10 protein-coding genes and 1 pseudogene are annotated in these 13,290 nt (G+C 47.4%); 8 read left to right on the top strand and 3 right to left on the bottom strand.

What is annotated here, in order from left to right:
* Nucleotides 1–14: 14 nt before the first annotated feature.
* A complete protein-coding gene (locus tag ACX0G9_RS04010; RefSeq protein WP_459063559.1) occupies nucleotides 15–2,660 on the bottom strand; it encodes a T9SS type A sorting domain-containing protein in 2,646 nt (881 codons plus the stop codon).
* A gap of 246 nt (nucleotides 2,661–2,906) precedes the next feature.
* On the opposite strand from ACX0G9_RS04010, the gene ACX0G9_RS04005 reads away from it, so the two are divergent.
* Nucleotides 2,907–3,266 (top strand): SnoaL-like domain-containing protein, encoded by a 360-nt coding sequence (locus tag ACX0G9_RS04005; protein WP_459063558.1) that lies wholly within the window; start codon nucleotides 2,907–2,909, stop codon nucleotides 3,264–3,266.
* Between the two features lie 41 nt (nucleotides 3,267–3,307).
* On the opposite strand, the gene ACX0G9_RS04000 is transcribed toward ACX0G9_RS04005, so the two are convergent.
* Together ACX0G9_RS04000 and ACX0G9_RS03995 are read right to left on the bottom strand one after the other, a co-directional pair.
* Entirely contained in the window at nucleotides 3,308–3,982 is a 675-nt protein-coding gene (locus ACX0G9_RS04000; protein WP_459063557.1) for a 4'-phosphopantetheinyl transferase family protein, read from the bottom strand.
* 11 nt (nucleotides 3,983–3,993) lie between these two features.
* Entirely contained in the window at nucleotides 3,994–5,040 is a 1,047-nt protein-coding gene (locus tag ACX0G9_RS03995) for an LLM class flavin-dependent oxidoreductase (protein ID WP_459063556.1), read from the bottom strand.
* A gap of 81 nt (nucleotides 5,041–5,121) precedes the next feature.
* Between ACX0G9_RS03995 and ACX0G9_RS03990 the strand changes: the two genes are divergently transcribed.
* From ACX0G9_RS03990 to ACX0G9_RS03960, 7 genes and pseudogenes are all read left to right on the top strand, one after another.
* A complete protein-coding gene (locus ACX0G9_RS03990) occupies nucleotides 5,122–5,886 on the top strand; it encodes a hypothetical protein (protein WP_459063555.1) in 765 nt (254 codons plus the stop codon).
* Between the two features lie 205 nt (nucleotides 5,887–6,091).
* Nucleotides 6,092–6,685, top strand: a pseudogene (locus ACX0G9_RS03985) (hypothetical protein); the annotation flags it as partial.
* A complete protein-coding gene (locus tag ACX0G9_RS03980; RefSeq protein WP_459063554.1) occupies nucleotides 6,682–8,100 on the top strand; it encodes a GntP family permease in 1,419 nt (472 codons plus the stop codon). The pseudogene ACX0G9_RS03985 and the gene ACX0G9_RS03980, both read left to right, overlap by 4 nt.
* A gap of 59 nt (nucleotides 8,101–8,159) precedes the next feature.
* Nucleotides 8,160–8,531 (top strand): hypothetical protein, encoded by a 372-nt coding sequence (locus ACX0G9_RS03975; protein ID WP_459063553.1) that lies wholly within the window; start codon nucleotides 8,160–8,162, stop codon nucleotides 8,529–8,531.
* Between the two features lie 87 nt (nucleotides 8,532–8,618).
* Nucleotides 8,619–8,999 (top strand): hypothetical protein, encoded by a 381-nt coding sequence (locus tag ACX0G9_RS03970; RefSeq protein ID WP_459063552.1) that lies wholly within the window; start codon nucleotides 8,619–8,621, stop codon nucleotides 8,997–8,999.
* Between the two features lie 113 nt (nucleotides 9,000–9,112).
* Nucleotides 9,113–11,503: a TonB-dependent receptor gene (locus ACX0G9_RS03965; protein WP_459063551.1), complete on the top strand. Its 2,391-nt coding sequence runs from the start codon at nucleotides 9,113–9,115 to the stop codon at nucleotides 11,501–11,503.
* A 47-nt stretch (nucleotides 11,504–11,550) separates the two neighbouring features.
* Nucleotides 11,551–13,179, top strand: a complete 1,629-nt coding sequence (locus tag ACX0G9_RS03960) for a hypothetical protein (RefSeq protein WP_459063550.1) — start codon at nucleotides 11,551–11,553, stop codon at nucleotides 13,177–13,179.
* Nucleotides 13,180–13,290 lie beyond the last annotated feature (111 nt).

Below are 13,290 nucleotides of genomic sequence, written 5' to 3'. Positions count from 1 at the left end.
TTCAATCAGCTCAATTATTGTTTGATCACTTTGATGGTCTTCACAAAATTACCCTGTACTACTTTTAAGATATATACCCCTGGCCGGTAAGCTGAGGCATCGATATCGATCACGCCGTTCGATTGGGCGACACGTTTGGTCTGCAGTCTTTTTCCATCCACACTGTATAACTCGATATCCGTACTTTGATCTCCGGAAAGAGACAAGTATAATTTGATCGTATTGACGGAAGGATTGGGATAAACTTCAGCCATATTGATTTTATTGGTGGCAAAGGCATCAGCGACACCATTTCCCAGTTTGTTTCCGCTACCGTTAAGCTGTTTATCGCTGTTGCTTTCGGAAACCATGTCTTTATTACATTGGGCCCTGGTGCTGTAGGCAATATCGAAACGCGGGAATTCGAAATTGTCCTGCCAGTCGATAACGACAATCGTTGGTATGGGCCGGTTGCCCCAATATTGGGCCTTTGTCGAAAAGCTCGTATCACCAGGTTGAACGTAAATGGTTCCCTTTAGTTGGGTGCCAAGAACGATCCAATGAGCTTCAACCGGGAAAGGATTTGGATTCCTGATCCTCCAGTTCCTGGTTGTCGTCGGATTGTCCGAGCAAATTGGATCCAGATCCAGATTTTTGATATACAGGTTCGGGAATTTTACGGCACCGACTGCTTTATCGGCCTTGATCAGACCATAACCGGTGGTAAAATCGAATCCTTTATCAAAACCGGTAGTATAGGGATCATCCATATCCCAGGTATGGGAGGACATGACTCCTTTGATCTGATCCGGGGTGATCGTTCGTATTTTCTGCGCCTCGATCATCAGGGCGGCTACGCCGGCAGCATGCGGGGCAGCAGCAGAGGTCCCGAAGAAGTTTGGAAAAGAATCCTTATCCTCGGTGATATCTCCATTCCCGAAAGGATCGAAAAAGGAAGTATTGCCGCCATCGGGCGCAACGATCTCCGGTTTGTTACGGACCAGTGGTGCGATCCGGTTGCCCAGGATATCTATATAATTGGCAGTCCCGCCAACGGATGAGAAACCTTCCACGACGGGAGTATCCACACCATAAGGAGGAGTCTGCAAATAAAAAGCTGCGCCGGTTGCGATGGCTCCTGCAGCTTTCGCATGGCCGACCAGGGCGGGTGACAGGATGCCCGGAATGGGTACCCTGGTCAGGTAGAATAGGGCATCGTTATACAGGAGATACTTCAGGCGGGTAGCATCCGGCCCAAAAAATTTAACGATCGTTAAATAAAAAGTAACATCCTGTGTATCGTTATAATAACCAAAAACTTCAATCGGATCACCGCTTGCCATATTATCGGAATTTCCGGCGGCGACAATTTGTCCTTTGCTATTGGTCAGATAAATATCATAATCGGATTCCGGCCCTACACCGCTGGCGGTAAAGGAGGATTGATCCCACTGGAAGGAGGAGATCAGAATTCCTCCTTGTGGGATATAGATCGGTTGGGCATAACGGGGAGGATCTGTTGGGCCGCTGAAATTATGAGCCGTTCCCAAAGTAGTGTCTGCAAACGGGAAAAAATGAGTAGGCCGGTACTCGCTTTCGTAGGAGCGGATACTCGAATTACCGGCAGAAGAAAAATAAGTAGCTCCTTTTTTCTTTACCTGGTCTACCGCCTGGGCGATAATACCATCCTGGAAAAAAGGCTCTGCATAATAAATGACGTCATCTGCGATCACGTCGCAGCCTGCCTTTTGCAGATCTACGATCCCCTGTGCGAAATCGGCCATGCCACTGTCGGCAGTATGAAAGGCCAGTTCTGCACCGGGAGCTACATCATGGATGATCTCCATCATAGCCCTTCCTTCATCCGTACCTCCGCTGCCGAGTTCTTTCAAAACCTGAACGGGTTTCTTAAAATTAAAGGGATTGTTGTGACCGGGAAGCTCTCCATGCAAAACGCCAGTAGCCGCACCACCGAGATTATTATAACTGTCGGATAGGACGCCGACCTTTACACCTTTTCCGTTTACATTATATTTTTTTCGCGCCACATAAGCAAGCATGGCCGTATCTCCCTGGCTGATCACCGGGGTTATTTTTGGGGTTGGTGCCATTTTAGCTGTATTCCTGGCGCTTTGAGTGAGATACCTTAGATAGCCGGGCATAGTCGTGGATCCGGGTATGGCCCTGGCCCCCGGAACGGCCCTGCCTGCAGAATTGGTCAGATGCATCGGTTTATAGGCGGGTTTGGCAAAGCGGATGGAAGGAGTTGCTTCCAATTGGGAAAGGGCACTGATGGGAATGGCGCCGGAAATTACCCGTCCGAACACTCCGCTGACACGCAACCCAATCTTGGTCAGGGCTGGCAGAGCGGTATTGATATCATCCGTTACCGTGATATCGACGACCACACTATTGCCGCTGATCTGCATGTACCTGCTCAATGCGTCTGTCGAGAGCCCTGGTTTCCTTGTTGATTCGATCACTTTTGCATTAGGTCCGGACTTTTCTGACAGACTCTTAAGATCCGGGCTTAGCCGGGAAGCAGACTTTGGCTGGCCAGGCTGCTGAAGTGTAGTGGTTCTTAACTCAGGGTCACCCTTGATCTGCGCCTGTGTAACCTGGAGCGAGACTCCCAAAAGCACACCGCTGCCGATAAAAAAACGGAGTAAATTTTTTTTCATAAACCGGTTTTTAAATAATAAATAAAGAAATAGAAATGTGGAAAAGGGAGGGAAGCCGTGCTTTTAAGCGCTTGCTTTTAATAGAAGAATGGATGGCCAATAAGTTACGATTTTTTTTAATAGACAAACCGGATTCCTGCAATTATAGAAAGAGATAAGGGAAAACTCCCCAAAACCATTAGGAAATATTGTCTGTATCTATTCGGGTGGCAAGGGAATTGCATACAATACGCTAAATAACATACCATGACAACACCACAAATCGCGGCCCGCCTGGTTGAACTTTGCAGCAAGGGGGACTATGAAACTGCACAAAAGGAATTATTCGCCGATAATGCCATTAGTATTGAACCGGAAGCCTCACCGCTTTTTGAAAAAGAAACGAAGGGATTGCCGGCCATTCTCGAAAAGGGGCATAAATTTCAGAATATGGTACAGGAAATGCACAGCCAGCGTGTTTCCGAGCCCCTGGTTCAAGGCAACAGCATAGCGCTGACTTTAAATATGGACGTGACCATGAAAGGGCAAGACCGCATGAAGATGGGTGAGCTTTGTGTTTACCAGGTTAAGGAGGGCAAGATCGTTTCCGAACAATTTTCTATGTAAAACCGATAGTAGCGCTGGTCAAGTATTTCATCTCCCTGAGCTCAGGCATCCAAAAATTCATAGATACATTCTGTCAGATCGATCCCCTGCATTTCCGGCACAGCAGGAGCCTCTCCATTTGTAGCAAAACAGGAATAATAATGTGTGTCGATATCCAATTCAAAAATCCGGAAACATTGGTTTTCGATTTCGACCAATGAACCGTCGACTTGGAATTGCGTGAAAGGGATGTTCAATCCTCTGCCAACGGCTTTAACGATGGACTCTTTTTTTGTCCATATCTCGTAAAATTTTTTTTCTGGCAGCGGGCTGTGCCGGATGGCATCCCATTCTTTTATGGTGAATATTTCCTTTAGATCGTGAAAATGAAGAGGTGCGATCCTTTCGATATCGATCCCAATTTTCCCGGTGGTTGTTATTCCCAAAAGCGCGTAATCTCCCGAATGGGTTATATTAAAATCAGGTTGACCATCAAAATACGGGCGGTTGTAAGGGGTATATTTCAGGTCGTAGAGGGACTGGCCTTTATCAAAAGAACAATCCTTTATTGACCGCAACAGGAGCAGTTTTCCGGCGAATGCACGCAAACGGTCTTCCCTGGTACGGTAACGCAGAATGGATTTTTGGAGTGGATCCGGGAACAGGGTCAAAGCCCTGTTCATCAAATCATCGGAAGAGAGGGTCCGGATATTCGAATAATAAATGGAAATCTCCATGAATCAGCTAATTAAAGAGACATTCTTGCCTTGGAAACGACTTCCCCGGAAGTCAGTTTAAAGATACTGGCCAGCCATTCGTACGAATGCATCCGGTCTTCCAGCCGTTCTGAAAAAGTGGAGATCACCAGTTCGTCGACTCCAAATTCCTGGGTCAATATATCGAATTTATTTTTAATCGAATCCGGGGTACCAACTGCCGTACGCTGGCGGTTGAATAAAACACGCTGCCATTCGGCTTCTGTATATTCATAAGCCTTGGCTATTTCATAAGAAGGAATTTCATCGAATTTCCCTTTCTCAAAACTTAACAGCCGGTAATCCATGACGGCTTCTACCTCTTTTACTTTTTGAGGATCATCGGAGCAAAAGGCAAAAATGCCCACATTGGCCTTTGGGGCGGATAATTGGTCGGAAGGAACGAAACGTTCCTTATAAGCCTTGATCGCCGCGGCTCCCCCAACCGGGTTAATAAATTGGGCAAAGGAAAGGGCCATCCCAAAATGGGCTGCCAGAAAAGCGCTTTCTCCGCTGGAGGTAAGCATCCACAGATCGGGGCGGGTTTCGATACGGGGAATGGCTCTTATTTTTCCATGAAAAGTCCCTTTTGTCGCCTTATCGGATAGAAAAGCATCCAGATCGGTGATCTGTTGTATATATTCTTGGGGATCAAAGGTATTGGAAGGATTAAGGATCTGTGCGGTAAGACGGTCGCCGCCGGGGGCGCGACCCAGCCCCAGATCTATCCTGCCCGGATATAAGGCTTCCAGGAGCCGGAAATTCTCCGCTACTTTCAGGGTACTGTGGTTGGGTAACATAATCCCGCCCGATCCCAGGCGTATAGATTTTGTCTCTGCTGCCAGTCTGGCGATCAGTATCTCGGGAGACGCTCCTGCCAGGGTAGTAGTATTGTGATGTTCGGAAAGCCAGTAACGGGTATATCCCAGCTTGTCCGACAGACGGGCCAGTTTGATGGTTTCCTGCAGCGCTTGTGGGGCATTGCTTCCCCGCCGGATGGGGGTCTGGTCCAATACGCTTAAATTGATTTTAGTAGGCATAGTCCGTTTATAACAGTGCGGAAACCCAAAAGTTTAGCAGTTCGCACCGGATTTTCGTAAATTGAGTTAAACCATCTGTATATGCCCCGACCTTTAAAATCTTTATTTCTGCTCCTTCTGCTGGTGGCAGGAACCTTTTCGGTCAAATCTCAACCTGCCCCCCGTCCGGTAAATACAGGGTCGCTGGCCGCTAATCAAACCGTTAATGAAAAGACAGGTCTTCTCTACCGGGACTGGGCGGCCAATGCCAGGGAGGCAGGTGCTAACCTCGGTGCCGGAGAAGGGGTTACGGGGACCTGGTTCTTTAATGAAGGATGGCGAAAGGGGTTCCTCCTTTTTAACGGCTCCAAAAAAGTAAACAATATTACTTTGTCGTTTAATGCGGCCACGAATGAGATTTATATATGGAAGGACAGCCAGGCGCTTGTCCTGGATGGTTCCCTGCCGGTCACGGAATTTGGATTATATAATCCGGATGACAGCACCAGGATCGATGCGTCATTCCGATGCGGTTTTCCGGCGGCAGGCAGCGGAACCGCCAAAACATTTTACCAGGTATTGGCGAGCGGCAAAATTTCCTTCTTAAAATTAACCGGCAAAAAACTGCTTCAGATCAATAACTCAGCAGGCATTCCTGTTAAGAACATCCTTACCACCGGGTCCTGGTATATATATGATTCCACTGCTAATACCCTTTTAAAGATCCGGCTTAACAAGAACTCTTTAACAGGATTTCTACCCGGCAGAGAGAAGGATATTCAATCGGTCGTGGATGAAAAGAAATTAAAATTAAAATCGGAGGCGGATTGGACTGTTCTCATTAATGAGCTGAATAGTAAGCAGTAACGCTCCTCCTAACGCTCCTCCTAACGCTTCTCTTAACGCTTCTCTTAACGCTTCTCGTAACGCTTCTCGTAACGCTTCTCGTAACGCTCAGGGTAACGTTTTACCTCCCTTAGTTTTCCCGCTTAGGCAGCTCTTTTTTTAAGGATAATTTGAAAATTATGATCATTTTGAGGATGAAAGGGCAAGTGTTACGCTTAGTACTAATTTCGACGATGTGAACACGGCTCTCGAACGGGAGATCTCCGAAAGGCTCGATATCGCGGGTATAGAAGTCGTGGATGCCAGAATTGGTTATGTGGCCTACGCTCCCGAAATTGCACATTCCATGCTGAGGCGTCAGCAGGCTTCTGCCGTGGTGGCGGCCAGGCATAAGATCGTAGAAGGCGCGGTCAGTATGGTGGAAAGTGCCTTACGCCTGTTGTCGGACAAAGGGATCGTAGATCTGGATGAGGATAAAAAAGCAGCTATGGTGAGTAATCTTATGGTCGTACTTTGCGGCGATAAGAACACGCAGCCTGTAGTGAATACAGGAACATTAAACCAATTAGGAATGGCAGAAAAAAAGCCTTTTGCTTTACGGATAGATGCCGATACGATGAAGGCTATCGAGAAATGGGCGGCCGATGAATTCCGCAGTGTCAACGGACAACTTGAATGGATGCTGAACAAATCGCTGAAAGAGGCAGGAAGATTGAAGACCGTAGCAGATAAAAAAAAGACCGACAAGACAGATAAGACAGACAAAACAAATAAGACCGACAAAACAGATAACAAGACCGATAAAAAGAAGAACGAATGATCCTGATCTCCCTGGCCATTGGAATCGCCCTTATTATCCTGCTGACTACGAAATACAAGGTTCATGCATTTTTCGCTTTGCTCCTGGCTTCCTTTGCCGTTGGCCTGTGCATGCAGATCCCGGTGGCGGCTGTGATCACGGCCGTGAAAGAGGGGTTTGGGAGTATCCTCAGTTCCCTGGGGCTGATCATCATACTGGGAACTACCCTCGGCGTAATGCTGGAACATACCGGCAGCACCCAGGTGCTGGCCGATTTTATCCTGAAACGTACCGGAGAGGCCCGCGCATCCCTGGCGATGAGCCTTACCGGTTTTATCGTCGGGCTTCCCATCTTTTGCGATTCGGGGTATATCGTTCTGAGCGGCCTGAACAAATCGCTTGCCAAACGTACAGGCATTCCAGTTATAACCATGAGTGTCTCCCTGGCATCCGGTCTTTACGCGGTCCATTGCCTGATCCCGCCCCATCCCGGGGCTGCCGCTGCCGCCGGTGCCCTTGCCGTGGACTTTGGACAACTGATCCTAGTCGGTATCCCGGTAGCCGTTCCTGCGATGCTGACGGGCTACTGGTGGGCCAGGTTCTCCGGGAAAAAATTCCTGACCCGGACAGCATCAGTCGAACCGGGAATTTCGCTGGAACCTTCTCAGGATTCCTCCATTTCCGGGGTGAGTGAAATTTCCGATACTTCCGTAACTCCCGGTCCTTGCGTAGCCCCCGATTCTTCAGTATTCTCCCGTCCGTATGTCCTAAAAGCTTTTCTACCTATAGGAGTTCCTATCCTGCTGATCGCGGCCCGTTCGTTTCTGGCTGTTGATAAAGGTGCAGATAACGGATGGCTGCATGCCCTTTCTTTTATGGGTGATCCCGTAATCGCTCTTTCTGTGGGTATCCTGCTGGCCTTTTATGGAGGGCGCTCCTGGAATCGGGAAAGTACCGGCAAACTTTTACAGGATGCCGTGGAAAAGGCAGGAGGCATCCTGGTGATCATCGGTGCAGGAGGGGGATTTGGGGCTGTAATCGCTGCAACCCACCCGGGCAGCCATTTCGGGGCCATGCTTGAAGGCGGAACGCTCCATGGAGGGAGCCTGGGTCTGCTATTCCCCTTCTTATTGACGGCTTTGTTAAAAACGGCACAGGGTTCTTCTACGGTAGCGATCATTACGGCAGCTTCGATCATTCAACCTTTATTGCCTGCATTGGGGCTTACTGCCCCGCATTCCCATTTACTTTGTGTCCTGTCCATGGGAGCGGGATCGATGATGATCTCACATGCCAACGATGCCTATTTCTGGGTCATTACGCGATTCTCCGGATTGGATATGAAATCCATGTTGAAGGTCTACTCCGTCGCCACTTTGCTGATGGGATTGGTGACCATGCTGACGGTCTTTATCCTGTCTTTGTTCCTGGCATAACAATTTTTTTTTCTTAAACCGATCAGATTATCCTGCATACCCGTAATTTTGCGGCAGTCTTGAAATATCCGCTAACCATACTATTGATTCTGCTGATCGGTTTGCAAACCTTCAGTAAATGGTGTGTGATCCTGGACTACCAGGTCAACAGGGAATATATCGCCAAAAATCTTTGTATCAACCGGGCAAAACCTTCCTGTTGCTGCCATGGCAAGTGTTATCTTAATAAGAAGATGTCTACCGATGAAACGCAGCAGCAAACTCCCGGAAAGGGAGGGCAGAAAGAGGAGTCTCCACTTCAGCTTTTTACCCTGCAAAATAATTTGCCGGACAAATCCGGCCAAACGATCATCGTTATTAACAGGACCCGTTACCTGGCTTCCGTTTCCAGGGAAGTGCCCATTTCCGTCTTTCATCCTCCCCAGGCTTGATTTATTCCTTTTTCTTCCTTTTTTTTTAATCGTGTTTAGGGTTAGGTTTAATTCCTGCTGAAATTTTGTTTGTATTACGAACAGACCATGACTTTCATCCGTCATAGTATAACCGGTTTATTACTGCTTTCCCTGGTGGCGCAATCCTTCAGCAAGGCTGTCATTATCGCGGATTTTTATGCCAACCAGGACTATATTGCCCGTTATCTCTGCGTGAACAGGAACAATACGGCTATCGACTGTGAAGGTAAATGCCAGTTGAAAAAACGTTTCAAACAGGAAGACAGCAAAGACAACGAAAATCCGGAAAGAAGATCCGAAAACAAAAATGAGGTCATCTCCTCGAAAACTTTTTATCCGACCGGGCTTATTGCCTGTATGTCTTTTCTTTCAACAAATTACCCGCCCGTAAAGGTCTTCCGACCTGTCGACCGCCCCACTTCTCATTTTCACCCTCCCGGCTGTTAAGGCAACAAATTGCAAAATGATCAAATTGCAAAATGAACAAATTGCGGAGTACCTGATACAGCAATCCGGCGTAGGATCAATGATATGCGCCATTCACCCATTAACGGCAGAAAATGAATTTTCCCAACAGCAATATTTATCATAAACAACGTCATTTAATAATTGGCCCTCTTTTTCTTTTCTTTGTTTTGTTAACAGGTTATCATGCCTGGTCTCAACAGGTAGTAGGAGGCACAGCGATAATCAGAGGTACCGTCTTCGATAAGGTCACCAAAGAACCGGTGGTAAAGGCCTCCGTGACGATCAGCAGCAAAAAGCAAGGCACAGGCATTCAAGGTTCCAACGTTCAAGGCAACGGAACTACAACCGATGTACACGGCGTCTTTTCCATTCAGGCAACCTCGGGTGATGAATTGAGGGTTTCCTGCATTGATTACCAGGAACAGATCATCCCTATCTCCAATATCCGGTTAACCAATAATCGGTTAACCATCGCCATGGTCCCGTTGCAAAATAAATTACAGGAACTGATCGTAACCGGTAACCGGACCGTTCAGAGGAGGACGGAAGCGCCTGTGTCCATTACTACCATTAATACTCAAACGATCGCCGATACCAGGGCTAATCAAATGGACCAGCTTCTCAACAAGGTCGCCGGGGTTTTTATGGTTGACCTGGGCAACGAACAGCATGAAATGAGTATACGGCAGCCAATGACCACACAGAGCCTTTTTCTTTATCTCGAAGATGGAATACCGATCAGAACGACAGGCATCTACAATCACAATGCCCTGCTCGAAATGAATATGACAGCCATCCGGCAGATGGAGATCATACGCGGGCCTGCCTCTGCGCTGTATGGAGCGGAAGCTATCGGCGGAGCGGTGAATATCATCACCCAGGCTCCTCCTGCCATTCCCGGCGGGTACCTTAGCCTTCAGGGAAATAATAACGGATACAAACGGGTGGATGCCCAGGCTGGGGGCAGTGTTGGCAAATGGGGGATCCTGGCCAGCGGTTATTATGCGAACAGGACCAATGGCCCGATTGAATACAGCGATTATCACAAAACGGCGGTCACCCTTCGGGCCGATTACCAGGTGAATGAGCGGGTAGTCTGGACTAATACCCTCACCTATGTCGATTATTACAGCGATATGTATGGCTCATTGGACAGCGCCCATTTTGCGCAAAAGAATTATAATACACCTTATTCTTTTACCTATCGCAAAGTAAATTCATTCCGGGTAAAATCCCAATTGAACTACCGGTGGAATGGTCAAAGTGAAACACAGATCGCGCTGGCCTACCGGAACAACAGTATCAAACAGAATCCTTCCTATTATATTTCCAATGACCGGACGAATCCATTGCTGGCCAACGGGCAGGTCAACAACAGTTCTTTTAATAGTTACCTGTTGGTGGCCCAGCATCAGCAGAAGTTTCATTGGCTGGACAGCAAACTGATTGCCGGCATCAGTGCCGACATAAGTCCCAGCTCTTATGCTGCTAATTATATCCGTATTCAGCGGGATGCCAAAGGGGATTACGGAACTTATGCCAAAACCGATTCCCTGCTGAGCAATTATGCTACTGACATAACCAATATCGCCTCTTATCTTAATTATGAAATGAGCCCGGCCAAAGGATTAAAATTCGTTGCTGCTCTCCGTTATGATCTGTATCATTATAATTTTCGCAATTACCTGCCATCTTCTGCTTCGACGGCCTCTCCCGATACGAAGAACGATTTTAAACGGTTGACCCCTAAGATCGGGTTGACCTATAATTACAAAGCTGTGGGTGGGTATGTCAATTATAGCCAGGGTTATGTTCCCCCGCAGGTAACCGAACTATACAATGGCGTAAAAGTACCTTTCCTGAAACCGCAGACCTTTTTCAATTATGAGATTGGCGGATGGTTATCCCTGTTGAAGAACAAGCTTTATGCAGACTGGAGTCTCTATTTGCTGGAAGGCACGAACCAGATCATATCCGTTCGTCAGAATGACGGGACCTTTATCAATACGAATGCCGGTAAGACCAGGCATAAGGGCGTTGAATATGGTCTGACCTGGAAACCATCCGCGGAATGGAGCCTGCGGGTAAGCGCCACCGATGCGGATCATTCATTCATCGTGCAATACGAGAACAACCAGGATTACAGCGGTAACCAAATGTCCGCAGCTCCGCATTTTATCGCCAACGCAGAATTTACCTGGAAGCCGGTATTCATCAAAGGGTTCCGTATTGGAATGGAATGGCAGCATCTGGGAAAATATTGGATGGATAATGCCAATACCCGCCAATACAGCGGTTTTAACATCTTCAATATACGGGCAGGCTATAAATTCAAACAGGTGGAGATCTGGTCCAACACTTTGAATGCCTTTAATAAATATTATGCATCGCTGGCCACTAAATCGGCTTACGGATATAGTTATAATCTGGGCGATCCGGCTGAATATACGGTAGGGGTAGCCTGGCATTTTGGGAAACAATAATAATTATAATAACAGAGGCCTGTCCGGATCTGAAAAACAACAACAAAATGCTTCCTGATATAAATCAACTCCTGAATAAAAAACAGCTTTATAAATGGCATCGCCTTATATCCGTTACCATTGCGATCCCTGTATTATTATGGGCAGCCAGCGGATTTATGCACCCACTCATGACAAATATGCGTCCGAAGCTGGTCACACAAACCCTGGTTCCGGAGAACCTGGAAAGTAGCAGGATACAGGTCTCTTTGCAAAAGGCCCTGCAACAGAATCATCTGGATAGTTTCTTTAATTTTCGGTTGGTACATATCGACACCAACTGGTTTTATCAGATCCAGCTCAAGGCAAAAAGCCCGCCGGTGTACCTGAGCGCAACCAACGGGAAATCATTGCCGGCAGGGGATTGGCTCTATGCCCAGTATCTTGCCCGCCAATTCCTGGAGGGACAGGCATTTTCTCATGGGCAATCTCCTCCGCCTGCACATGTACCTGCTGAAAGTCCGATGAAAGCTCTTCCTGCCCTATACAAGGAACCAGAGGCGCATGATTGTTGCGGAGCTGCTACCGAATGCGTGTTGAACAGTCCGATGGGGGCTAAAGTAACGAATGTCTCCCTGCTTCATGATTTTGACAAGGAATATAAAAGTATCAACCGTTTGATGCCTGTTTACCGGGTCAATTTTGACAGGGCAGACGGGATCCGGGTATTTGTAGAAACCACGCAGGATCGTTTTGCCTTTGCCATGGACGACAAGCGCTATGTATTTGACCGGATATTTACCCTGATCCATACCTGGGGCTGGCTGGATTTCCTGGGAAAGGGCAGGTTAGTGGTTGAGTTTACCCTGGTACTTCTGGCATTTCTGACTACTGTAATGGGAATCATTATTTTCTTTTCCACGAAAAGCAAACCATCGAAAGGAAATAGTATGGTGAAGGCAAGAAGGATTCACCGTTTCACTTCCATAACGATTGCTTTATTTACCCTGATGTTTACCTTCAGCGGTTCCGTGCATCTTTTATCAAAATTCAGTGACGATAAAAGGGATCTGTATTTTATGGATCGCCGGACGGCCGCTTCATCCGTTGATTTTGATGTGCCGGCCCTGGAAGCGCTTTCCGGTAACCGGATCACCAATATCAGTCTGGTATATTTAAAAGAGGGTGCCTATTGGCAGGTAAATACCCCTGCTCTCAACAAACCGGGGTCAGATCGCTTGCCCGGCGCCGGAGCAAAGGATGTGCTGTACATCCGCACCGACAGTCTTTCCGTCCTTTCCCGGGGAGAGGAAAGATATGCCGGATTCCTGGCTACTCGTTTTAGCGGTCATAGTGAGAACGAAATCCTGGCAACTACCTCCGTTTCCAGGTTTAACAGCGAATATAATTTTTCTGACAAACGTTTGCCGGTATGGAAAATAAGTTATGCCGGCCATGGTCATGAACGGTATTTTGTTGAAACAGCCACCGGTCAGCTTTCCAAACGGTTGGATGACCAAAGCCTACTGGAAGACTATAGTTTTGCTTTTTTGCACAAACATGAGTTTATGTCCTGGGGCGGGAAAGGGGTAAAAGACCTAAGTACAATGTTCTGGGCATTGGCCCAGATCGTGCTGGTGACGGTTGGGTTGCGGTTATATGTTAAAAGGCAAAAAAGAACTTCAGATTTTTGTTAACCGCTGGTTACTAAACAGGATTTTCAGGAGTTCCCTCCTGAAAATCCTGTTTTTTTGTGGTAGAAAATAGATGGGTCGGCTTGGATTCATAAAAATTCCCTTAATTTGCAA

It is taken from the genome of Flavitalea flava (assembly GCF_054461575.1).
This window is presented reverse-complemented; position numbering and strand designations above follow the sequence as displayed.

What these genes read in the sequence shown, in the direction of transcription:
- ACX0G9_RS03980 (WP_459063554.1), top strand. Translation starts at nt 6,682, where the DNA reads ATGATCCTGATCTCCCTGGCCATTGGAATCGCCCTTATTATCCTGCTG.
- ACX0G9_RS03990 (WP_459063555.1), top strand. Translation starts at nt 5,122, where the DNA reads ATGCCCCGACCTTTAAAATCTTTATTTCTGCTCCTTCTGCTGGTGGCA.
- ACX0G9_RS04000 (WP_459063557.1), bottom strand. Translation starts at nt 3,982, where the DNA reads ATGGAGATTTCCATTTATTATTCGAATATCCGGACCCTCTCTTCCGAT.
- ACX0G9_RS03970 (WP_459063552.1), top strand. Translation starts at nt 8,619, where the DNA reads ATGACTTTCATCCGTCATAGTATAACCGGTTTATTACTGCTTTCCCTG.
- ACX0G9_RS04005 (WP_459063558.1), top strand. Translation starts at nt 2,907, where the DNA reads ATGACAACACCACAAATCGCGGCCCGCCTGGTTGAACTTTGCAGCAAG.
- ACX0G9_RS03995 (WP_459063556.1), bottom strand. Translation starts at nt 5,040, where the DNA reads ATGCCTACTAAAATCAATTTAAGCGTATTGGACCAGACCCCCATCCGG.
- ACX0G9_RS03965 (WP_459063551.1), top strand. Translation starts at nt 9,113, where the DNA reads ATGAATTTTCCCAACAGCAATATTTATCATAAACAACGTCATTTAATA.
- ACX0G9_RS03960 (WP_459063550.1), top strand. Translation starts at nt 11,551, where the DNA reads ATGCTTCCTGATATAAATCAACTCCTGAATAAAAAACAGCTTTATAAA.
- ACX0G9_RS04010 (WP_459063559.1), bottom strand. Translation starts at nt 2,660, where the DNA reads ATGAAAAAAAATTTACTCCGTTTTTTTATCGGCAGCGGTGTGCTTTTG.